This is a genomic window from Rhizobium sp. Root483D2, from assembly GCF_001426685.1.
Classification (GTDB): domain Bacteria; phylum Pseudomonadota; class Alphaproteobacteria; order Rhizobiales; family Rhizobiaceae; genus Pararhizobium; species Pararhizobium qamdonense.
Genome location: NZ_LMFB01000012.1, coordinates 267946 through 290555, shown reverse-complemented (window position 1 = coordinate 290555; position 22610 = coordinate 267946). Strand labels below are relative to the sequence as shown.

Genomic DNA, 22610 nt, shown 5'->3' with positions numbered 1-22610 from the left:
GCCTTGATCTAGAAGATCGGCCGCATGAAGCTGCGCTCGTGGCTGATGATGCAGCGGGTCCTTTCGGCAAGCGCGTAAGCAGCCTGGCATTCGTCATCCTCGGCCATTTTCACGCGATAGTCTTCGTAGGCCGCAAGGCTTGGGAAGCTGAAAAGGGCGAGCGCAATATTGTTCGCCCCTTCCTGCGGCATGAAATAGCCGTGATGGGTGCCGCCGAGACGTTTGACCAGGGGGATCCAGAGTTTGGCATAGTCTTCGAATTCGGCGAGCTTGTAGGGATCGATCGTGTAGCGCAGATAGCAGGTGATCATGCAGGCCCCCATGAGTGAACTCTCAGCCTGCATGATGCCGCATCCGGCTTCGCCATGTCCAGCCGAATGTCATGCCGGCGGCCGCAATCAGGATTGCTGCTGAGCCGAGAAGCTGGGCAAGCTGCAGCTGATGGCCAAAGGCGATGCGGTCAACGGCAAGCGCTGCCACCGGATAGATGAAGGACAGCGCGCCGGTCAGATGGGTCGGCAATTTCTGGATTGCGCCATAGAGCAGCACATACATCAGCCCGGTATGCACAGCGCCCATCGCCACCAGCAACGCCCATTGATAGGGCTGCTCTGGCAAGCCGGATGCGCCAGCGAAGGGAGCCAGCATCAAAAGGCCGGTCGCGACCTGGATCAGCGCGATCAGGTGCGGCGGCGTGCCCTTCAACCGCTTGGCGGCAAGGGCTGCGAGCGCGTAAAAGAACGCGGCCGCCAAGGCCATGGCAATCCCCGTCAGATAATCGCTGCCGGCATAACCGCCTGAGGGTTTTGCCTGAACGATCGCGACCATGCCCATAAAGGCGACGGCAAGCCAGCCGAGTTTGGTGGCGGTGATCTTTTCGCGGAACACCAGGCCGCCGATCGCCAAAAGCATGAAGGGCTGGGTGTTATAGACCATGGTGGCGATCGAGATGGACGAGCGCGCATAGGCGCCGAACAGCAGCAGCCAATTGACGACGATGGCGACGCCGCCGAGGACGGCCAGCGTAAACAGCCGCCACGTCAGAATGCCCGCGCGAAAATGGCCGAGCATGGCGCAGATCGCCAGAAGCGTCAGCGCCCCGAAAAGGCACCGCCAGAACACCACATCGATCACGGGCTGGCCGGACATCAGCACGAACCAGCCGATCGTTCCCGAAATCAGCATGGCGGCGGTCATTTCGATGCTGCCGGTCCTGATATCCTTGTCCATTCCATCCACCCCTTTGAACGAAGCAGAAGATTATGGTGGAAGGACATCGGAATATATGGATTTTGGAAGGTGCTTTTGGCAATATGCCTTATCATGGAAGGCATGATGCTTGTTTCGCCTTATGGAATTTTCAATGCTCGACGATCTCGACCGGCGCCTGCTCGATATTCTCTCGCTGAATGCGCGGATATCGCTGAAAGAGCTGGCGCAGGAGGCGGGCCTGTCCTCGCCCAGCACCGCCGACCGCCTACGGCGGCTGGAGGATCGCGGCGTCATCACCGGTTTTACGGTTTCCATCAATCCAGCGGCGCTCGGTTACGCGCTGCAGGCGGTCGTTCGGGTGCGCCCCATGCCCGGCATGCTGCATATCGTCGAGAAGATGATCCAGGACACACCGGAATTCGTCGAATGCGACAAGGTGACGGGCGATGACTGCTTCATCGCCAAGCTTTTGGTGCGCGACATGGAGCAGCTCGACGCGATCCTCGACCGGATCGCCGAGCGATCCCAAACCAATACATCCATCGTCAAATCGTCACCGGTGAAACGCCGGCTGCCGCCGCTCGGCGCCATGAGATAGCCGTCAGAACTCGGCCATGGGCGACAGCATGACGGGGCCGGACACGGGGTTGGCACCGTCTCCCCGGATCATCAGGCTGATATCGGACGGACACGGCTCCGGCGTGGCCTGCCGGCCCAATTTTCCGGGCGGGAAGCAAACCCGGACGTGATCGGGATGCTGATCAAGCGCGCTGAGAATGGCCGAGAGCGGCGGGATGGATTTTCCGGCGATGTCGAGAAGCTCGAACGTTGTGCCCTCGGATGTCCAGGCCACGACGGCTTCCCAGTCCTCCATTAAACTGAGCCTGATGCTGGCATCGAAGGCACTGTTGAGCAGAAACATTTCCGCTTGCGCCGCCACGGCGAAAACCGGGGAAACCGGCGTTCGTGTGTGCAAAGCCTGCCGGATCAGGGCGATATCGGCAGCGTTATCCAGTGACAGGGCGCGCGCCCGGCCGGCGGGCTTCGTTGCCACCGGCGGCGGGGAGCCTACAAACCGATGCTGCGGCAGGATCCGGAAGCCATAGGGCTCATAGAGTGCCGGCTTGTTCGTCAAGAGGATACCGAGTTCAAATCCCTGTTCGTCGCACCAGCCGAACGCGCGGTTCATCAGGTCGCGATAAAGCCCCTTGCCGCGCCATTGCGGCCGCACCGCGCCCGACTGGAACCCCGCTGTCCGGACCAGGCGGCCATCGATTATCATTGGCATGGAAAAGGCGCTGAAATTGGCGGCGCAAACGCCGTCCGCATCGAAATAACCAAACGGCATGCTGGTCGGGTCCGGACCGCCAAAGCGATCCTGGATGGAGACATCGATGCCGAACGTAGCCTTGAGCAAGGCGGCCAGCGCGGCCCAGGCTGCCGGATCGCCGAAATAATCCTGCCGGAATGTCAGGCCGTGGCTGTCTGCAGCGGCGGCCAATTAAACGCCAGTGGAGCCGAAGCCGCCGGCGCCGCGCGCGGTTTCGCTGGCATCCGTTGTTTCCAGTACGGCAACCTGCGTCACGGGAGCAATGACCATCTGGGCGATGCGCATGCCGCGCTCGATGAGGAAATCCTCGTCGCCGAGATTGATCAGCAGAACCTTGACCTCGCCGCGATAATCGCTGTCGATCGTGCCGGGAGTATTCAGGCAGGTGATGCCGTTCTTGAAGGCAAGGCCGGAGCGCGGACGGATCTGCGCCTCGTAACCGGCGGGAACCTCGAAGATGAAGCCGGTCGGCACCAGCGCCCGTTTTCCGGGGCCGAGGAACAGCGGCCGGTCCGCCTCGACGGCGGCACGAAGGTCCATGCCGGCGGCGCCTGCAGTCTCATAAGCGGGAAGATCGATGCCCTCGCCGTTTTGCAGGCGGACGAGCTTGAGGGTCGGGCGGGCGGAGGATGGAATAGACATGCTTCTTCCTAGCAATTCCGGCTTGGGTACGGCCAATGCGAATTGCAAGTTATCCACGGAATCGCTACATACGCGGCAACTCACAGGATTCACATCATGGCCGAAAGTATCGCCGAGGCGGTTTCCCGCCGTCGCACCTTTGCTATTATTGCCCACCCGGATGCGGGTAAGACGACGCTGACCGAAAAACTGCTGCTGTTCGGCGGCGCGATCCAGCTTGCCGGCGAAGTCAAGGCGAAGAAAGACCGCATCCAGACGCGATCCGACTGGATGAAGATCGAGCGCGAACGCGGCATCTCGGTCGTCACCTCAGTGATGACCTTCGAATATCACGGCAATGTCTTCAACATTCTCGATACGCCCGGTCACGAAGACTTTGCCGACGATACCTATCGCACGCTGACCGCCGTCGATGCGGCCGTGATGGTCATCGATGCCGCCAAGGGCATCGAGCCACGAACGCTGAAGCTGTTCGAGGTTTGCCGCATGCGCGACATCCCGATCATCACCTTCATCAACAAGATGGACCGCGAAAGCCGTGATCCCTTCGAAATTCTCGATGAAGTGGAAGAGAAGCTGGCGCTCGATTGCGCGCCGGTGACCTGGCCGATCGGCCGTTCCAAGACCTTCTGCGGCTCCTATCACCTGGCCGACAATACCGTGCGCGGCTCCGACACCCAGGAAATCCCCACCAAGGTCAACGGCCCGGAAATGGTTGCCCACCGCTTGCCGGAAAACGAGCGCGAGGCCTTCATCGACGAGACATCGCTCGCCATCGAAGCCTGCAAGCCCTTCGACAAGAAAGCGTTCCTCGAAGGCCATCTGACGCCGGTCTTCTTCGGCTCGGCGCTCCGGAATTTTGGCGTGCGCGACCTGATCAACGCGCTGGGTGACATCGCGCCGCCGCCGCGCGACCAGGTGGCCGATATCCGCACCGTGCATGCGACCGACGAGAAAATGACGGCCTTCGTGTTCAAGATCCAGGCCAATATGGATCCGAACCATCGCGACCGCATCGCCTTTGCCCGCGTCTGCTCCGGCAAGCTGGAACGCGGCATGAAGGCGCGGCTGGCGCGCACCGGCAAGCAGCTCGGGCTGACCGCGCCGCAGTTTTTCTTTGCCTCGCAGCGGCAGCTGGCCGACACCGCCTATGCCGGCGACGTGGTGGGTATCCCCAATCACGGCACGCTGCGGATCGGCGACACGCTGACCGAGGGCGAGCAGCTGGTGTTCCAGGGTGTACCGAACTTCTCGCCGGAAATCCTGCGCCGCGTGCGCCTGGAAGATGCGATGAAGGCAAAGAAGCTCAAGGAAGCGCTGCAGCAGATGGCCGAGGAAGGCGTCGTGCAGCTGTTTTCGCCCGAAGACGGCTCGCCCGCCATTGTCGGCGTCGTCGGCGCGCTGCAGCTGGACGTTCTGAAAGAACGGCTGCAATCGGAATACGGCCTGCCGGTCTCCTTCGACATCGCCCGCTTCTCCGTCTGCCGCTGGATTTCGGCCGACCAGCCGGCGGATCTCGACAAGTTCATCACCGCCCGCCGCGGCGATATCGCCCGCGATCTCGATGGCGATCCGGTGTTTTTGGCGCAGGATACGTTCTCGCTGCGTTACGAGGCGGAGCGTTATCCCGCCATCAAGATGATCGCCATTAAGGAATATCACGTCGCAAAGGCGGCGTGATTGTTTGAAGGGGAGGTTCGGCGATCTCCCTCTTCTCCCCGCCGGGGAGAAGGTGCCCGAAGGGCGGATGAGGGGGCGGGACGCTCCGAATTTGCCGAAAGACCCCCTCATCGCCTCACTGCGTTCGGCACTTCTCCCCGCTGGGGAGAAGGGGGAGATCGGGGAGCGCCCACAGTGCATTCGGGCTCCTACGCGTTCTCGCGCGCCATAAAGTAGCCGGTTGCGATCACGTTTCAGCAGCAGGCAGATTTCGCGGCTGGCCGCGTGCTTTGGCCGTTGCTACGACAGTAACAGCGAAGGAAACGCCTGGAGGGGACGATATGGACAGTACCGAAACGAAGCCGGGCCAGTTCCGCAGCATCTGCATTTTCGGCGCAGGCGCCATTGGCGGTGCGCTGGCGGCGCGGCTTGCGTCCTCTGCGATGCTCAAGGGCGCGACGATCACCGCGATCGCGCGCGGCGCGCATCTCAACGCCATCCGGGACAAGGGTCTGCACCTGCATGAGCCTGGCAAGACCGAGCCGCTGGTTGCCAGATTTGCCGCAACCGGTAATGCAGGCGAACTTGAGCCCCAAGACCTCGTCATCGTGACCCTCAAGGGGCATCAGCTGACGGCAGCCAGCGCCGATATTGCCGGCCTTTTGAAACCGGACAGCCGCGTGGTGATGATCCAGAACGGTATTCCCTGGTGGTATTTCCATGGCGACAAGACGAGTGGTCTTGAAGGCCGCAAGGTCGAGGCGCTCGATCCGGATGGCCTGATCTGGCAGCGGATCGGCCCGCAGCGCGTGATCGCCGGGGTCATCTATCAGGGCGCGCAGATGCTGGAGCCCGGCCATATCCGGCTCACCAGCGGCGGCCTTCTGCATCTCGGCGAGCCCTCCGGCGCGAGCTCGCCGGAACTGACGGCGATTGCGGATCTGCTGCAGGCCAGCGGCTGGACGATCAAGACGACGGATCGCATCCGCGATGAGATCTGGTCGAAATTTCTCGGCAACGCGGCCTTCAATCCGATCAGCGCGCTGACCAGGGGGCGGATTTCGGAGATCATGGACGGCCCGGCCGTGGACCTGGTGAAGCAAATTATGACGGAGGTGCATAACGTCGCCGGGAAGCTCGGCTGCCATGTCCGCGAAACGGTGGAGGAGAAGCTGGAGCATGGCCGGGGGCTCGGCAATGCCAAGACCTCGATGCTGCAGGATCTCGAACAGGGCCGGCCGATGGAGATCACGCCGCTCACCCGCGCCGTCACGCTTTTGGGGCGCATGGCCGGTGTGCCGACACCGGCCAACGACATGCTCCTGTCCCTGATCTCGCAACTCGACGCGTCGATGGCGAAAGCGCGGGCACAGGAGATTTGAGCGATGACCGTTCTTCGTATCGTCGCCAATCTTGAGGCTGGGGATCCTGAGGCGGGCCGGGTCTTTTATAGCGACCTGCTCGGCCTCGACCTCGTCATGGACCACGGCTGGATCCTGACTTTCGCATCCGGGGAGCAGGCCCCAGTGCAGGTGTCCATCGCCAGCGAAGGCGGCTCCGGAACGCCGGTGCCGCAGCTGTCAATCGAGGTCGATAATGTCGATGAGATCCATGCAAAAGCCAGGCAGATGGGCCTGGAGATCGTCTATGACATCACCGACGAACCCTGGGGGGTGCGGCGCTTCTACGTCCGCGACCCCTTCGGCACGATCGTCAACATCCTCACCCACACGGGGCGGTGACGGTTCCGATCAGCGGCGATCGGTCAGGGTGAGATCGCCGTTTTCATCGACCGAGACTTCGATGCCGATATAGCCCGGGATCGTCTGATGCGCTGTTACGAACGGATGGGTGTGCGTGGCGGTGATGACCATCACGTCGGACCCGGCCGCTTCGCCGGCGATGACGCCGGCGGCGACGTCTTCGAACACGAGGCAATCCTTGGCATCGAAGCCGACGCGCTTGGCGCCGAGCAGATAGCATTCCGGGCTCGGCTTGCCGCGCGAGACATCCTCGGCGATGACGATGAATTTCGGCTCCGGCAGGCCGGCGGCGGCGATGCGCACCTTGGCAAGTTCACGCGGCGACGAGGTGACGATGGCCCAGCGCTCCGGCGGCAGGCTTTTGAGGAATTCGATCGCGCCCGGCAGCGGCTTGACGCCCTCGATATCCTCGATCTCGCCCTGGCAGATGATCGCCGATTCCGCTTCCGGATCGACGCCCGGCAAGCCCAGCTGGCGGATCGTATCGACGCCGCGCTTGCCGTGCATGGTCGGCAGGAAGGTGGCGACGTCCAGGCCGTGGCTTGCAGCCCATTTTCCCCAGACCCGTTCGGCCGCTTCGATGGAGCTCAGAAGCGTTCCATCCATATCGAACAGAAAGGCGGAGTATTTCTTGCCGAAGACCGGCTGGGACACTGAAGACACGGGGACTGACTCCTTTGAAGGTCGCCGCCTGTCTTGTGACTGCGCGGCTTACCCCGTTCGAATAAGGGGATTCCCCCTCAAGATCAAATGGATATCGCCTCTGGATGGCCCCCGGCGGGCTTTCTTGCCCGCCTTAGCGCGCAGAGAGCGCCAGCCGCAGCCCCATCAGCCCGAAGGCACCGGCAAAACCGCGCCGCAGCCAGAGGGTCACGCCAGGCCGGGAGATGACATGGCGCCGTGCCGCTGCGGCAAAGACGCCGTAGAACACGAAAATGATGAAGGTGAGCACCATGAACACGGCAGCAAGCCACAGCATCGACAGGGTGGGCGACGGCGTGGCATCCGGCACGAATTGCGGCAGGAAGGCCAGAAAGAACAGCGACAGTTTCGGATTGAGACTGTTGAGAAGGATGGCCGTTGCGATGATCTTGCCCGGCCGCATGGGCCGGGCGTCCTCCGTCACCTGCAGGCTTTCGGCGTCGCGAAGGACGCTAAAGGCCATATAAACCAGATAGGCAACGCCGAGATATTTGATCACCTCAAAGGCCAGCGCGCTGGTGTGCAGAAGAGCCGCCAGTCCCGCGACGCTGGCGATGATATGCGGCAGAATGCCGAGCGTGCAGCCGAAGGCCGCAAGAATGCTGGCGCGCGCGCCGGAATTGAGGCCCGTTGCCAGCGTATAGAGCACGCCGGTGCCGGGCAGCAGGATAACGACGATGGATGTCAGCAGATATTCAAGGGTCATGATGCACTCCGCTCAATGAGGAAGGCCGCAGAAAAGCGGATATCTGCCCGCTGGTCTTGAACGAAATTGCAAGGGGTCAGCGATGCGCCAGCGCATAGGCGCCCGGCGTGATGCCATAAGCGCGGACGAAAGCCCGGGTCATATGGCTCTGGTCGGCAAAGCCGCCGGCAAAGGCCGCATCGGCAAGCGGCGTCCCCTTGGCGATCATCCGGCGAACGGAGCGGATGCGGCGCTGCACGAGATAGGCATGCGGGGTCATGCCGGTCATTTCAGAAAAGGCCCGCACCACCTGGAAACGGCTGAGGCCGCTTGCGGCAGCGAGATCGGCAAGCGACGTGGCGGCAGCGGGATCATCGTCCAGCATGGCCATGGCCCGTTTGACGGATGGCGGGACGAAACGGGAAACGTTGCGGCGTGTCATCAGGGATGCAAGCAGCTGCAGGAATCCTGATTCCGGCGCCAGTATTTCACCCATCTGCGTCATCGCCGCATAGACCGGCAGCAGACTTTGAACGGCTCGTCCGTCGTGCAGGACCGGCTGCGAAAAGACAAAATCCTCCGCCCTGCCCTCGCCGATATCCAAAACGGCCTCAGCAATCACCTCCGGATCGACATAGAGCATCCGCCAGGCACGGCCTTCAGCGCCGATCGGATGGCCGTCGTGCACTTCGCCGGGATTGACGGTGATCATGTCGCCGGGACCGGCTTCGACCGGACCGCGGCCGCTGGCGGATTTCTGGGCGCCGCGCAGGATGACGCCGATGCCAAACTGGTCATGCGTATGGCGGCCAAAACTATGGGCGGTATCCGCCTCGACGGCCTCCACCCCTTTCATCGCACAGGGACGCATCCGGAATGTCCCGGTTTTCATGACCTGCACCGCTCCTCAGTCGCTCATTTCATTCGCGCTCTTATTCGCGCACTTCATTCGCGCTCCTGGCCCGGCAGCGCATCGCGCTCGCCAAACCAGTTGGCCGCAGAAGAACACCAGATCTGATGCTTGGGAGCAAGATCGCGGCGCTCAGTGATATTGCCCCAACGGATACCGACCTCTTCGGCATCCGCACCGGTGCCCGTCGTATAAATTGGCGAACCGCAATTGCCGCAGAACATCTGGAAGCGCGTGCTGCCATTGTCGCCGGTCTTGCTATAGGTCTTCGGCTCGCCCGCCGTGATGCGGAAATCGGCTGCCGGCACGGAGACCGTCACCCGGTAGGGCGAGCCAGTCAGATGCTGGCAATCGGTACAATGGCAGATGCCGACCTTGTCCGGATCGATCTCAGCCTCATACCGGATCGCGCCGCAGTGACAATGTCCATCGATATGCATGATGCTGTCCTCCTCGTTCAGAAGGAAACTAGCGCATCAGACGCCGGTGAACAGCCAGGCATGTTCCTTCGCGTTGTTGAATTTCCAGACGCGGGACGGGCCGGCCATCACATTGAGATAATAGAGGTCGTAGCCATGGATCGCGGCCACCGGATGATATCCCTTCGGCACCAGCGTCACGTCACCATCCTCCACCGCCATCGTCTCGTCCAGCGAGCGGTCGTCGGTGTAGACCCGCTGCATGGCAAAGCCCTGGGATGGGTTCAGCCGGTGATAATAGGTTTCTTCCAGAAAGCTCTCGGCCGGCAGATTGTCCTCGTCATGCTTGTGCGGCGGATAGGACGAGGTATGGCCGCCGGGGGTGATGACCTCGACCACCAGCAGGGAATGGGCGGCATTGTCGTCTTCCGGCATGATGTTGGTGACATAGCGGGTGTTGGTATTCTTGCCGCGTGTCATTTGCGGGTGAGTGCCTGCAGGGATGGGTTTGGTCTTGAAGCCGCCACCACCCGGCGCGGAGCAGACGGCGAGTTCGAGATCGGTAACGGCCGTGACCTGCCATGCTGCGCCCGGCGCGACATAGAACGCATGCGGCGCGCCTTCGAACGGCGTCATGCGCTCGCCCACCACGCCAAAATCCTGACCGTCGACGCTGGTCTCGCCCTTGCCACTGACCCACACCAGGCAGACCTCGCGATCCCCGGTCTCGCCCGAGACCGTCTCGCCTGCCTTCACCCTGTTGAGATCGAAGCCGACATAGGTCCAGCCGGCGTTTTGCGGCGTGACATACGTCACGCGGCCTTTGTCGCCCTTGGGTTTTACGAGCAGGTTCGGCATGATGTTCTCCTCATGTGTTCGAGGAGCGTTTCTACCCCTCACCAAGTGCGCCCATGCGTTCGACTGCGTCTCACGCGGGCTTACTATCCTCTCCCGCAAGGGGAGAGGAAATCCGCTGCACCGTCCTACCACAAGTGCGGGACAGAAATCGTGGCACCCTACCTCTCCCCTTGCGGGAGAGGATACGCAGGCCGGGTGAGCATTTGCGAACCCTTTGGCCGAAGTTGGTGAGGGGTAAACCACCCCACCAAAGATGCCCGAAGAGATCACCCCTTCGGAAACCCTTCCGTTTCCACCGTATAGCCTGCGGCGGTCATGACCCGCATCAGTTCGGCATAGCCGACCTCTGCCATCCTTTGCGGCGGCGACGTGCGGGGGTCCTGTTCGGCTTCGACGACGAACCAGCCTTCATAGCCGTAATCGGCAAAACGCTGAACGATGGCGCCAAAATCGAGCGAGCCGTCGCCGGGCACGGTGAATGCGCCGAGCGCCACCGCGTCCAGGAAGGACTGGCGGCTGCGATCCAGGCCGTCGATGACGGATTGGCGGATGTCCTTCACATGCACGTGGTTGATGCGGGCATGGTGATTGTCGATGGCGCGCAGCACGTCGCCGCCGGCAAAGGCCAGATGGCCGGCATCCAGAAGCAGCGGGATGCCCTCGCCCGAATTCTTCATGAAGGCGTCGAGTTCCGGCTCGGTTTCGACGACAGCCGCCATATGGTGGTGGTAGGAGAGCGGCATGCCCTGGTCTGCGCACCATTCGCCGAATTCGGTAACGCGGCGGGCATAGGCTTTCATCTCGTCATCGCCGAGGCGCGGCTTGGTGGCGAGTGGTTTGGACCGGTCGCCCTGGATCGAACGGCCGACTTCGCCATAGACGATGCAAGGCGCATTGACGGCCTTGAACAGCTCGATCATCGGTGCGATGCGGTCCTTGTTGGCTGAGAGATCCTCATCGACCAGCGTGCCGGAAAACCAGCCGCCGCAGAGCGTCACGTCGGCCGCGCGCAGGATTGGCAGCATCTCGTTGGGATTGTTGGGAAAGCGGCGCCCCTGCTCCATGCCGGTAAAGCCGGCGCTGCGCGACTGGCGCAGGCATTCTTCCAGCGACACGTCGTCGCTCAGTTCCGGAAGGTCGTCGTTCCACCAGGCGATGGGCGACATGCCGAGTTTGGCTTTCATGAACATTCTCCTTGGAAAGAAGGCGGCCGGCCTTCCCCTATCATTTTGTATTGCCGTCATCCCCGGGCTTTCCGATGGCGCCTTGCAGCTGGATCATCGGGGCGAGCCCGAAGATGACGGAGTGTGGGATTAACCGATCCGCTGCGACGCGAGCGCCTTTTCATAGCCCTTGCGGGCCGCATTGACCTCGGAGCGGACGGAGACTTCCGGGACCGCCACATCCCACCAGTTGCCACCCTCGTCGGTGGTGATCAGCGGGTCGGTATCGATGACGATGACGGTGGTGCGGTTTTCGCCGGCGGTTTCCTTCAGCGCGATTTCCAGCTCGCTGATCGAGGCGACCTTGCGGGTGAGCGCTCCCATGGCAGCGGCATGGCCGGCAAAATCGATCGCCGGCAGCGTGACGTGATGGGTGTCGCGAAGCAGGTTGTTGAAGTTGGCACCGCCGGTCGCCATCTGCAGCCGGTTAATGCAGCCGTAACCGGCATTGTCGAGCAGCACGATGGTGATCTTGGCGCCGAGCATGATCGACGAGGCAATTTCCGCATTCAGCATCATGTAGCTGCCGTCGCCGACCATGACGATGACATCACTTTCGGGCTTGGCGAGCTTGACGCCGAGGCCGCCGGCGACTTCATAGCCCATGGTCGAGAAGCCGTATTCCATGTGATAGCTGCCGGGCGCATCCGCCTGCCAGAGCTTGTGCAATTCGCCGGGCAGACCACCGGCAGCGCAGACCAGCGTGGTATTTTCCGTGCGGGCCCGCTGCACGGCACCGATCACCTGCGCGTCGGAGGGCAGCGCTGCGTTGGTCGCTGCAGTCGCCTTGTCTGCGGCCCTCAGCCATTCGGCCTTGCCGTCCGTTGCCTTCTGCGTCCAGCTGGCATCCACCTTGTGCGAGCCCAGACCGGCGCTCAGCGCATCCAAGCCGACGCGGGCGTCGGAGACCAGCGGCAGGGCTTCATGCTTGGCGGCGTCGAAGGCTTGCGTGTTGAGGCCGATGATCTTCAGGCTGTCGTTCTTGAACAGCGACCAGGAGCCGGTGGTGAAATCCTGCAGGCGCGAGCCGACGGCGAGAACGACATCGGCATCCTCGGCCATCTGGTTGGAGGCCGATGTGCCGGTGACGCCGACCGAGCCCATGTTGAGGGGATGGCTGTGCGGCAGCGACGATTTTCCGGCCTGTGTTTCGACGACCGGAATGCCATGCCGTTCCGCAAAGGCCGCAAGCGTCTTGCTGGCCTCGGAATACAGCACGCCGCCGCCGGAGATGATGACCGGCTTTTTCGCCGCTTTGAGAACCGTGATCGCATGGGCCAGTTCGTCCGCATCCGGATGCAGGCGGCGCGAGGTCCAGACTTTTTCGTCAAAGAAGCTTTCGGGGTAATCATAGGCTTCCGCCTGTACATCCTGGCAGAGCGACAGCGTGACCGGGCCGCAATCGGCGGGATCGGTCAGCACCTGCATGGCGCGGCGCAGCGCCGGGATGATCTGTTCGGGGCGGGTGATGCGGTCGAAATAGCGCGAAACCGGGCGGAAGCAGTCGTTGACGGTCATCGTGCCGTCGCCGAAATCCTCGATCTGCTGGAGGACCGGGTCCGGGCGGCGATTGGCAAAGACATCGCCGGGGAGAAGCAGGACCGGCAGGCGGTTGACATGGGCAAGGGCTGCCGATGTCACCATGTTGAGTGCGCCGGGGCCGATGGACGTGGTGCAGGCCATGAAGCGGCGGCGGAAGCTCGCCTTGGCAAAGGCGATTGCCGCATTTGCCATGCCCTGCTCGTTCTGGGCGCGGTAGGTCGGCAGCGTGTCCTTGATGCCATGCAGCGCCTCGCCGATACCGGCGACATTGCCATGGCCGAAAATGGCAAAGACGCCGCCAAAGATCGGGGTCTTCTCACCATCGATCACGGTCATCTGCTTGGTCAGAAACCGCGCGACGGCTTGCGCCATGGTCAGGCGAACGGTCTTGTGGCTCATTGTTTCCTCCTCGAACGAGGACATTGCCTCGATTTTCCACTTCACACCCTCCCCTTGAGGGGGAGGGTCGGACCGCAGGTCCGGGGTGGGGTGACGCCCGCAGTACCCAACGGATCACCCCCACCCGCAGCTCCGCTGCGACCTCCCCCCTCAAGGGGGAGGTAAATTCACCACCATCCCATCAAGCCGCCTTCGTTTCCGCCAGCCCGAGCCAAAGATTGACCAGCGCCTCGAACCTGCCCGCCATATCAGCGATCGCCTGTTCGTCATCGATCTCGCCCGCCAGCCAGGCCTTGCTGGCCTCGGCGAAGATCGTGCGGCCGACGGCGAAACCCTTGACGGTTTTTGACGTGCGGGCGGCGGCAAAGCCGTCCTTCAGCGCCTCATAGGGTGCTTCCAGCCCGAGCAGAACGACGCCCCGGCAAAGGGGATCGCGCGCTTCGATCACGGCATCGACCGCAGCCCAGGCGGCACGGCTTGCCTGCGGCTCCAGTTTCCACCAGTCCGGTTTCAGGCCGGCGTCGTAGAGTTCGGTGAGTGCCCTCGGGATCGTGGTGTCATCGAGCGTACCATGTTTGCCGGCGATGATCTCGATGAGGATTTCGCGGCCGACCTTGCGGGCCGCCTCGAAGGCGGAGCGCAGCTTGGCAATCTGGGTGGCCTTCATCTCCGTAGGATCATCCGGATGGAAGAAGCTCAGGACCTTGATGCAGTGATCGACCGGCCATTCGATCAGCCGGCTGCCGAGATCCTGGCTGAACTCGAACTGCAGCGGACGCGAGCCGGGAAGCTCGATCGGCTTGCCGATCCAGAAGTTCTTGTTGACGGCATAGAGCGCATCGCGGCCATATTTGTCGTCGATCAGCATGCCGAAGCCGGGACGGCCATTGGCGATGCGCTCGGCCGCCTTGACGGCGAGGACCTTGAAGGCCGGGATGCGGGCCAAAAGCGCGGCATTGTCCCCGGCGAGATCTTCCAGCTGGCTGCGGTGATCGATAGCGAGCGCCATCAGCTGCGGAATTTCGCGGCGCCGCGTGGTTGCCCAATGAATGTGGTTGATCGCCTCGTCCTTGCGCAGCGCCTTCTCCTTGCTGCCCTTCTCGAGGAAGAACTGCAGCTCGGTCCAGGTCGGGATTTCCGGCGCGCAGAGCAGACGCGACACGGCAAAGGCGCCGCAGGCATTGGCCCAGGTGGCCGAGGTCGCATGCGGCTCGTCCTTCAGCCAGCCGCGCAGGAAACCGGACATGAACGCGTCGCCGGCGCCAAGCACGTTGTAGACCTCGATCGGAAAACCCTTGCCGACAATGCCGTCTTCCAGATTATCGGAGATGGCGCCATCATAGACGATGCAGCCCATCGGGCCGCGCTTCAAGACGATCGTCGCCTTCGAATTGGCGCGTATGGTCTTTAGCGCTGCCAGAAGGTCGCTGTCGCCGGATGCGATCAGCACTTCCTCTTCGGTGCCGACGATCAGGTCGCAATCGGCAAGCACAGTTTTCAGATGCGCCGACACCTCTTCCGAGGCGATGTAGCGATTGTCACCGGCATCATGGCCGGCAAGGCCCCACAGGTTCGGGCGGTAGTCGATATCGAACACCACCTTGGCGCCGCTTTCCTTGGCGATGCGGATCGCCTTGCGCTGGGCGGCATCGGTATGGGGCTTGGCAAAATGCGTGCCGGTAACGAGGATGGCGCGGGCCGAACGGATGAAGTCCTCGGAAATATCGTCTTCGCAGAGCGCGCTATCGGCGCAATGGTCGCGGTAGAACAGCAACGGGAACGAATGGTCGCTTTCGACAGCCAGGATGGCAAGGGCCGTCAGCCGCTCGGGATCGGTGACGATACCTTTCGTCTCGACACCCTCGCGCTCCAGCTGCTCGCGGATGAAGCGGCCCATCTGCTCCTTGCCGACACGGGTCAGAAGCGCCGATTTCAGGCCGAGACGGGCGGTGCCGACGGAGATATTGGTCGGGCAGCCGCCGACGGATTTGGCGAAGCTGGCGACATCTTCAAGCCGGGTTCCGATCTGCTGGCCGTAAAGATCGACCGAGGCGCGGCCGATGGTGATAAGATCAAGCGGCTTGTCCGCCTGCGTACCGTTGCTCTGGCTCACTGCTTCCTCCCGGCGGGCGCTTGCGTCGCGCCGACATTTTTATTGGCTGGTGGGGTATCGCCGTTATGAAACATAAATTCCGTCGTTTAGTCAATGTGGAATTTTCATTCTATTAAATCATCTTCGCCGATCCGCCGCCTTTTTTCCGCAACGGCAACCGTCAGCGCCATGGCGAAGGCCATGCTGGCGGAGAGTGAGCGAAACCCGGCATGATCGGCCTCGACCAGCTCGAACCAGACTTTCGAGGATTCCGCCAGCGGCGAGAAGGCCGAATCGGTCAGGGACACGACGGGGACCCTGCGATTGGCGAGCAGCTTGGCCTGATTGACACTTTCGGACGCATAGGGCGAGAAACTGACGGCGAAGGCCGCATCCTTCGGGCCGGCCATGGCCAGAATATCGTCATCGATCCCGGCCGCCGTGCCGACCAGCTGATATTTGACCTTCAGCTTTCCAAACGCATAGGCCATGTAACCGGAGATCGGATAGGACCGCCGCTTGGCGACGAGATAGATGGTTTCGGCCGCAGCCAGGATATTGACGGCGCGCTCGAAGGCTTCAGGCTCGACGGAACTGGCGATGTTGTCGAGGGAACGATGGGCGGCGGCCACGAAGCCGTTGAAGATCGAGCCGCTTTCCAGCTTGCTGTGATCATTGCCGCTCAGTGCCTTCAGGCGCTCATCATAGCCGGGCGTGCGCTCGCGCAAGCGTGCCCGGAAAATCTGCTGCAGGCTGGAAAACCCTTCAAAGCCGAAATGCTGGGCAAAGCGCACCAGGGTCGAGGGCTGGACATCGGCTGACGTTGCGATGCTGGCCGCCGTGCCGAAGGCGATCTCGTCGGGATTGTCGAGCGCATAGGCTGCCACCTGGCGCAGCCGCTTCGGCAGCTGCGCCTTGCGCTCCAGGATGATCGTCTTGAGCCCGTCGAAATCCTGCGGAATGGCGATGCTGTTTTCGGTTTCGGCCATGGATCCGGGTCTCTTCCTGCTCTCTGCTGTCGCGTAGGACCTTATGCAAAACATCGCTGCAAGAATAGAACATACATTCCACATCTGCATTTTTTCGGCGGTTTAGAGAGTGTTCCAAGGATGATGCCTACCAGTGGTTGCCGGACTGGATGGGCCGGTTTCTCGTCCGGCATTCCCCCAGCAAACAGGCCGGACGTCCCAAAATGGCCAATTAAACGGGAAGATGCGGAAATGATTGAGTTCGTTAACGCATTTTTACCATGTTCGGCCGGATGATCGGCCAATATCATGGTTAACGAACCATCAAGGCGGGCCATCCCCGCAATCCGGAGTATCCTGCATGTGCCGCTGGGCAGCCTATCGCGGAGAGCCGCTTTATCTGGAAGAACTGGTGTCCTCGCCGGCCCATTCGCTGATCGAGCAATCCCATTGCGCCACCCGCGCCAAGACGGCGACCAACGGTGACGGCTTCGGCATCGCCTGGTACGGCGATCATCCCGAACCCGGCCGCTACCGCGATATCCTGCCTGCCTGGTCGGACTGCAACCTGAAAAGCATTGCCCGGCAGATCCGCTCGCCGCTATTTCTCGCCCATGTGCGGGCTGCGACCGGCGGCGGCACGCGGCGCGACAATTGCCACCCCTTCGTGCATGGCCGCTGGTCCTTCATGCACAATGGCCAGATCGGCGATTTCGAGCATTTGCGCCGGCCGATGGAGGCGATGCTCGACAACGATCTCTACACCGCCCGCACCGGCTCGACCGATAGTGAACTTCTCTTCTTGCTGGCGCTGCAGTTCGGCCTCGATCAGGATCCGCTGGGCGCAATCGCCGAGACGCTCGCCTTTGTCGAACGGCTGGCCGAGCACCTGGAGCGCAAGGTTCTGGTGCGTTTCACGGCGGCACTTTCCGACGGACATGATCTCTATGCCGTGCGCTATGCATCCGACTGGAAGGCGCCGACGCTTTATGCATCGCCGATGGGGCCTAGCGGCGGCTATTGCCTGGTCTCCGAGCCGCTGAACGACGACGACAATACCTGGGTGGAAATTCCGGATGGAACCGCCGTCATCGTCGGCGAAAACGGCGTCGATGTGCGCCTGTTCGGTACGGCGGGTACAGCGCCCGGCACGTCGCGGATAGACCGGATGGTATCAGCGAAAATGTGAGGCGATCAGCGCGCCGAGCCGCTCGGCTACGGCCTGCTTGTCCATTTCCGGCCAGTCCTCGTCACCTGACTTGCCGATCACCTTCACCGTATTGCGATCACCGCCCATGATGCCGGTATGGGGCGAGACGTCATTGGCAAGGATGTAATCGGCACCCTTGCGCTCCAGCTTCGAGCGGCCGTTTTCCGCGACATTCTGCGTCTCTGCGGCAAAGCCGATCACAAGGTCCGGCCGTTTGGCATGATGGCCGATGGTTTTCAGAATATCCGGATTTTCGGTCAGCAGCAGCGGCGGCGGCGCTTCGCCGGGCTGTTTCTTGATCTTGTTGCCGGACGCGCTTGCCACCCGCCAATCGGCGACGGCGGCGACCATGACGGCAATATCGGCCGGCAATGCCGCAAGGACCGCGTCGCGCATTTCTTCGGCCCGCTCCACATGCACGACCGTGACCCCCTTCGGATCGGCGATCGTGACCGGTCCGGAGACCAGCGTCACATCGGCGCCGAGCCGGGCGAGTTCGGCGGCTATGGCATGGCCCTGCTTGCCGGACGAGCGGTTGGCGATATAGCGCACGGGATCGATCGGCTCATGCGTCGGTCCGGATGTGACGATGGCTTTTTTACCGGTGAGAGGTTTGGGGCTTATATCGAGCAGCGCCTCTGCGGCAGCGGCGATATCAAGCGGTTCTGCCATCCGCCCCTCGCCTTTTTCGCCGCTTTCGGCCATTTCGCCGGAGGCTGGACCGATGAAATGGATGCCATCGGCGACAAGCGCTGCATGATTGCGGCGGGTGGCCGGATGCGACCACATTTTCGGGTTCATGGCAGGGGCGGCAAGCACTGGCTTGTCGGTTGCCAGAAGGATGGTGGAGGCGAGATCATCGGCAAGGCCATGCGCCATTTTCGCCATCAGGCCGGCGGTCGCGGGTGCGATCACGATCAGATCGCAATCGCGGGCGAGACGGATATGGCCGACATCCTGTTCGTCCTCGCGGGAAAACAGCTCGGTGAAGACCTTATCGGCAGCCAGTGCGCCGACGGCAAGCGGGGTGACGAAGGCCTGCGCGCCAGCCGTCATCACCGGGCGCACGGACGCTCCGCGCTCGCGCAGGCGCCGGATCAGATCGAGGCTCTTATAGGCTGCGATCCCACCGGAAATGATGAGGAGGATACGTTTTCCCTGAAGCGTCATGACGAATTCCGTTGCCGGGCGGCGGTTGCGCCTGCCCTTCCGGCTGGACCCTACTCGACGCACCGCCGCGAGGCAATCAGATCACCGGGTGCCTCTGTTTTCCAAAAGCCCGGCAATCGTCGTGATCAGCGATGCCGCGTCATACGGTTTGCGAATGACCGGTACCCAGGAGAAATCGGGCGGGATCATTTCGTTGTTGCCGTAGCCGGTGGCAAACAGGAAGGGAATGTTTCGTCCCACCAGTTCGCGCGCCACAGCAAGCGAGGTGCCAGCGCCCAGATTGACATCGAGGATCGCCACATCGGGCGTGTATTGCGCAAGCCTGCTCAAGGCATCGGCAGCGGAGGCCGACGTCATCACATCGAGCACCCCGTGATCGCCGAGCATGCCTTCGACATCGAGCGCGATCAGCATCTGGTCTTCGACCAGCATGACCTTCAGATCTTCTGGCAGAGACGCCTTGCGCGGTTCTTCGCCGGTTATCTGGCCCGAGGGCGAATAAACCGCCTGTTCCGTCAGCGAAATATGTTTTCCAGGCAGCCGGAACCGGGCCGTAACCCCCTCGCTGGCATAGGTCACTTCGCTCTGGCCATCGAGATCATAAGGCACGCTGCGATCGATCAGCGCCGTGCCGAAACCGGTGCGCGACGGCGGCGAGACGAGAGGGCCACCGGATTCACACCAGACGATATCGCAATCGCCATGCGCGGTGAGCGACCAGGATATATCGAGACGGCCGCCCGGCCGCGACAGGGCACCATATTTGGCGGCATTGGTGGAGAGTTCATGCAGGACCAGAGCCATGACCGAGAAGGCACGCGAGTTGAGAAGGACCGGTGGCCCATGAACCGTGATCGATATGGCCGGCTGCCGGTAGGGCGTCAGTTCCGCATTCAAGAGATCGAGCAGCAGCCCGCCGCCATCGCCGCGCACCACCTGATCATGCGCGAAGGACAGCGCCTGGATGCGGCCCTTCAGCGACGTGACATAATCGGTCAGCGTCCGGCCGTCCTGCAGCGGCTGGCCGACCAGCGACTTGATCAGCGCCAGGATATTCTTGACGCGATGGTTCAGTTCTTCATTGAGCATGCGCTGGCGCACTTCGGCGCGGCTGCGCTCTTCCGCCATCAGCTCGCTGTGGCGCAATCCGATTTCGACCAAAGCTGCGCGCGTCACATCGGCAATCTCGCGGTCGGCTTCCGTCCAGGGTTGCGCCTGCTGATGCACCGTCTGTTTCCAGATGGCAAAGCTCTGGCGCGGCGTCAGCCGGTCACCCAGGGGACCTGTCTCATAGGTCTTGTCGGGATTTCCAGCCCAATTCAGGGTCTGGATCAATTCCTTGCGAAAGAACAGCAGGTAATCCCGCTTGGTCTGCGTCAAGGGGATGGCGAGGACACCTGCGGCCTGCGCGCAGAAAGCCTCCGCCTCCGGCATGCGCTGCGACAGGGCGTGCGTTGCCCAGACCCGGCCTTCGGCCAGCGTGCCCACCAGCCGCGCAAGCTCGGGAATGGCGGCGGCAGGCGGAACAGTCCCATAGGCACTCCACACCCCGTTCATCCACAAACCAATCCCGTCGCAGGGCATCAGCGCATCGAAATCCGGCAGGTGTTCCGTCAGCAAATGGGCGATATCGGCGTGATGAGAGGCCAGGCGCAGGAACCGATCAAGCGAGGCGCGGGCGCGGTTGGCGGCTGCCAGCTTGGATTTCTGCCGCAGCGACGTCAGGTGCAGCGAGAAGAATTCGCCGAACATTTCGGCCGCCACCCGTTCCGCCATCGACAAAATCCGCGGCTGGTAATGGTGACAGGCAATCAGGCCCCAGAGAGCGCCATCGACAATGATCGAAATCGACATCGATGCCGCGACACCCATGTTGCGCAGATATTCGCAATGGATGGGCGAAACGCTGCGTAGATGCGCCAGCGACAGGTCCAGCGCCTCGCCCGAGGCGTCGAAAACCGGCACAAGGCCGATCCGCTCGCCGCTGGCATTGCCGATAATGCGAATGGTGTTTTTCAAATAGAGGATGCGGGCCTGCTGCGGAATATCGCTGGCGGGAAAATACTGGCCGAGAAAGCTTTCGAGATCACCGCGCTTGGCCTCGGCGGCCACCTTGCCGGAGCCGTCCTGCTCGAAGCGATAGATCATCACGCGATCATATTCCAGCATGCCACGGATCAGCCGGGCGGACTGGCGCACCAAGCCATCGATATCGCCGATATCGCTGATGCGGCCGATCAGGCTGCGCGCAAGCTGCAGCGGCTGGCCGGCGGACGCAGGCTCGAACTCGATAATGACGGTCGAGCGGAAAATGTGCACCGAGACATCGAAAATACCGGCCGTAACATGCAGCCCCGGCAGCAGCGCCGGACGGCCGCCTTCTGCGAGCGTCGATAGCGCGTTGCGCAACGTATGCGTCGCCTCTGACCCGACAAGCGTTTCGAGCGGCAAGCCGTTGAGATCCGCAGAAACACCCAGCATGGTTCCGGCATTGGCGGAATGCCGCAGAACCGTTGCCGCCCGGGCATCGCAGGCGATCAGGCAACCATGCGGCTGGATGCTGCCGGGAAGATGGATCGGCTCGCGGTCACAATTGGTGAGATCTACCTGCCCGGTAGGATTGATGTCATGCTGGCTCATGGGATGCCTGACGGAATGCCTGTTCGGCAGCCTTGAATGTTGCCCGCGAGGCATCGGCCACCCGGTCCATATCGATATCATCGGCATTTTCAAGCAAGGCCAGAAACGCGGGCCAGCGATCGCTGCGGCGCGACTGAACAGCCAGATGCCGGGCGCCAAAATCCGCATCAAAGCCAAGCGTCTGCGCCCGTTTGTAAAGAACGCGGGCGCCAAGTGCGGAGCCTTCCAGCACATAGAGCATGCCCAGCAAAGCCTCGGGGCTCTGCTCCACGTCCGGCTCCTCCACCATCGGCTGCGGGTTGACGCCCAGGTTTTGAAGGTCCTGCGCGATCAGATCTGAAAACAGCTCGGGGCTCCACCCATCACAATGCGGCGGCCAGCCTGTTGATGTGAGCTTTCGCTCGACAGCCTCGCGGAATGCGCAGATGCCCCGCAGATAGCTTTTGTATGAATCCGCGCTATCAAAGGATCCGACCATCCGGTCGAGCGAGGCGTGGGCTTGCGACGTCGTTTCGCGCAACTGGGCTCGGCGGGACCGATCTGGCATTAAATTTTTCCGGGCATATAAAATTGACGGGTAGGATTATCGACTGGCGATTAACGCAGGAATATTTAAAAGGTTCCAGGCGGCTGTAAATATTTTTCAGCGAAAATTTGCTCTATTCTAGCCGTCAATCACACTTTGCTTCCATCCTCAATGGCCGTGATGCGTGCACTGGGCGTGATCGGCGAGAACCTCGATCACCCGGCACTGATCGACCCGGCCGTGGCCGCACCCCTCCACCATCATTTCCAGCTCGGCCTTCAGCGCCATCAGGCTGCGGATACGTTGCTTCACTTCGATGAGTCTTGCTTTGGCGATGGCATCGGCAGACGCGCAGGATTGCAGGGGATTGTCCTGCAGGCTGAGAAGAGTGCGGATGGCCTCCACCTCGAAACCGAGTTCGCGGGCATGGCGGATGAAGGTCAGGCGATTGAGGTCGGATTGCTCGTAGGAGCGCTGATTGCCCTCGCTGCGGCTTGGCTCACGCAAGAGGCCGATGCCTTCGTAATAGCGGATGGTCGGTACCTTGACGCCGCTTTTTCGCGCCGCCTCGCCAATACTGATATTTTTCATCGTTTTTCCTCTTGCACCTCTAGTCACTAGAGGATGTAGGAAAGGTGCCAGAGTTTGACAAGCACGCAT

General features: G+C 62.0%; 23 protein-coding genes. 5 read left to right on the top strand and 18 right to left on the bottom strand.

The features are described 5' to 3' along the window. Positions 1-8: 8 nt before the first annotated feature. Together ASD32_RS10920 and ASD32_RS10915 are read right to left on the bottom strand one after the other, a co-directional pair. Positions 9-311 (bottom strand): NIPSNAP family protein, encoded by a 303-nt coding sequence (locus ASD32_RS10920; protein WP_060638171.1) that lies wholly within the window; start codon positions 309-311, stop codon positions 9-11. Positions 312-333: 22 nt separating this feature from the next. Continuing rightward, the gene (locus ASD32_RS10915; protein ID WP_060638039.1) at positions 334-1230 is read right to left on the bottom strand and encodes a DMT family transporter; all 897 of its coding nucleotides are present in this window, start codon (positions 1228-1230) and stop codon (positions 334-336) included. A 133-nt stretch (positions 1231-1363) separates the two neighbouring features. Here ASD32_RS10915 and ASD32_RS10910 point away from each other — a divergent pair, with 133 nt between their 5' ends. Next, positions 1364-1810: an Lrp/AsnC family transcriptional regulator gene (locus tag ASD32_RS10910; protein ID WP_060638170.1), complete on the top strand. Its 447-nt coding sequence runs from the start codon at positions 1364-1366 to the stop codon at positions 1808-1810. 3 nt (positions 1811-1813) lie between these two features. Here the strand turns inward: ASD32_RS10910 and ASD32_RS10905 are convergent, their stop codons facing one another. Both ASD32_RS10905 and dut read right to left on the bottom strand, forming a co-directional pair. Continuing rightward, on the bottom strand, positions 1814-2713 hold the full coding sequence (locus ASD32_RS10905) for a GNAT family N-acetyltransferase (protein WP_060638038.1): 900 nt from the start codon (positions 2711-2713) through the stop codon (positions 1814-1816). Then, complete coding sequence (dut, locus tag ASD32_RS10900; protein ID WP_060638037.1) at positions 2714-3184, bottom strand: dUTP diphosphatase; 471 nt, start codon at positions 3182-3184, stop codon at positions 2714-2716. It lies immediately after the preceding gene. A gap of 96 nt (positions 3185-3280) precedes the next feature. Between dut and ASD32_RS10895 the strand changes: the two genes are divergently transcribed. From ASD32_RS10895 to ASD32_RS10885, 3 genes are all read left to right on the top strand, one after another. Beyond that, positions 3281-4864, top strand: coding sequence for a peptide chain release factor 3 (locus tag ASD32_RS10895; protein WP_060638036.1), 1584 nt, complete (start codon positions 3281-3283; stop codon positions 4862-4864). A 320-nt stretch (positions 4865-5184) separates the two neighbouring features. Further along, positions 5185-6225, top strand: a complete 1041-nt coding sequence (locus ASD32_RS10890; protein WP_060638035.1) for a 2-dehydropantoate 2-reductase — start codon at positions 5185-5187, stop codon at positions 6223-6225. A gap of 3 nt (positions 6226-6228) precedes the next feature. Next, positions 6229-6585, top strand: a complete 357-nt coding sequence (locus tag ASD32_RS10885; RefSeq protein ID WP_060638034.1) for a VOC family protein — start codon at positions 6229-6231, stop codon at positions 6583-6585. Positions 6586-6594: 9 nt separating this feature from the next. On the opposite strand, the gene ASD32_RS10880 is transcribed toward ASD32_RS10885, so the two are convergent. The 10 genes from ASD32_RS10880 to ASD32_RS29535 all read right to left on the bottom strand — a co-directional run bounded on the left by ASD32_RS10880 (position 6595) and on the right by ASD32_RS29535 (position 16742). Next, complete coding sequence (locus ASD32_RS10880) at positions 6595-7269, bottom strand: HAD family hydrolase (RefSeq protein WP_060638033.1); 675 nt, start codon at positions 7267-7269, stop codon at positions 6595-6597. 133 nt (positions 7270-7402) lie between these two features. Beyond that, positions 7403-8014: a LysE family translocator gene (locus ASD32_RS10875; protein ID WP_060638032.1), complete on the bottom strand. Its 612-nt coding sequence runs from the start codon at positions 8012-8014 to the stop codon at positions 7403-7405. Positions 8015-8090: 76 nt separating this feature from the next. Then, positions 8091-8885: an AraC family transcriptional regulator gene (locus ASD32_RS10870; protein ID WP_060638031.1), complete on the bottom strand. Its 795-nt coding sequence runs from the start codon at positions 8883-8885 to the stop codon at positions 8091-8093. Between the two features lie 53 nt (positions 8886-8938). Next, on the bottom strand, positions 8939-9343 hold the full coding sequence (locus ASD32_RS10865) for a GFA family protein (protein WP_060638030.1): 405 nt from the start codon (positions 9341-9343) through the stop codon (positions 8939-8941). A 36-nt stretch (positions 9344-9379) separates the two neighbouring features. Continuing rightward, positions 9380-10180, bottom strand: a complete 801-nt coding sequence (gene iolB / locus ASD32_RS10860; protein WP_060638029.1) for a 5-deoxy-glucuronate isomerase — start codon at positions 10178-10180, stop codon at positions 9380-9382. 266 nt (positions 10181-10446) lie between these two features. After that, a complete protein-coding gene (gene iolE, locus ASD32_RS10855; RefSeq protein WP_060638028.1) occupies positions 10447-11364 on the bottom strand; it encodes a myo-inosose-2 dehydratase in 918 nt (305 codons plus the stop codon). Positions 11365-11493: 129 nt separating this feature from the next. Next, positions 11494-13344 (bottom strand): 3D-(3,5/4)-trihydroxycyclohexane-1,2-dione acylhydrolase (decyclizing), encoded by a 1851-nt coding sequence (gene iolD / locus ASD32_RS10850; protein WP_060638169.1) that lies wholly within the window; start codon positions 13342-13344, stop codon positions 11494-11496. Positions 13345-13525: 181 nt separating this feature from the next. After that, the gene (gene iolC / locus ASD32_RS10845; RefSeq protein WP_060638027.1) at positions 13526-15457 is read right to left on the bottom strand and encodes a 5-dehydro-2-deoxygluconokinase; all 1932 of its coding nucleotides are present in this window, start codon (positions 15455-15457) and stop codon (positions 13526-13528) included. 104 nt (positions 15458-15561) lie between these two features. Beyond that, positions 15562-16425, bottom strand: a complete 864-nt coding sequence (locus ASD32_RS10840) for a MurR/RpiR family transcriptional regulator (protein WP_060638026.1) — start codon at positions 16423-16425, stop codon at positions 15562-15564. Between the two features lie 41 nt (positions 16426-16466). Further along, entirely contained in the window at positions 16467-16742 is a 276-nt protein-coding gene (locus ASD32_RS29535; protein ID WP_156383140.1) for a hypothetical protein, read from the bottom strand. 23 nt (positions 16743-16765) lie between these two features. Here ASD32_RS29535 and ASD32_RS10835 point away from each other — a divergent pair, with 23 nt between their 5' ends. After that, positions 16766-17593, top strand: coding sequence for a class II glutamine amidotransferase (locus tag ASD32_RS10835; RefSeq protein WP_060638025.1), 828 nt, complete (start codon positions 16766-16768; stop codon positions 17591-17593). Here ASD32_RS10835 and coaBC read toward each other — a convergent pair. From coaBC to ASD32_RS10815, 4 genes are all read right to left on the bottom strand, one after another. After that, positions 17579-18784 carry a bifunctional phosphopantothenoylcysteine decarboxylase/phosphopantothenate--cysteine ligase CoaBC gene (gene coaBC, locus ASD32_RS10830; protein WP_060638024.1) on the bottom strand — a complete coding sequence of 402 codons (1206 nt, stop codon included), beginning with the start codon at positions 18782-18784 and terminating at the stop codon, positions 17579-17581. The genes ASD32_RS10835 and coaBC overlap by 15 nt on opposite strands. 81 nt (positions 18785-18865) lie before the next feature. Further along, the gene (locus ASD32_RS10825) at positions 18866-21424 is read right to left on the bottom strand and encodes an HWE histidine kinase domain-containing protein (protein WP_060638023.1); all 2559 of its coding nucleotides are present in this window, start codon (positions 21422-21424) and stop codon (positions 18866-18868) included. Next, positions 21411-21971, bottom strand: coding sequence for a biliverdin-producing heme oxygenase (locus tag ASD32_RS10820; protein ID WP_082546734.1), 561 nt, complete (start codon positions 21969-21971; stop codon positions 21411-21413). Before ASD32_RS10820 ends, ASD32_RS10825 begins: the two co-directional genes overlap by 14 nt. A 147-nt stretch (positions 21972-22118) precedes the next feature. Further along, positions 22119-22541 (bottom strand): helix-turn-helix domain-containing protein, encoded by a 423-nt coding sequence (locus ASD32_RS10815; RefSeq protein ID WP_060638021.1) that lies wholly within the window; start codon positions 22539-22541, stop codon positions 22119-22121. Between the last annotated feature and the right edge of the window lie 69 nt (positions 22542-22610).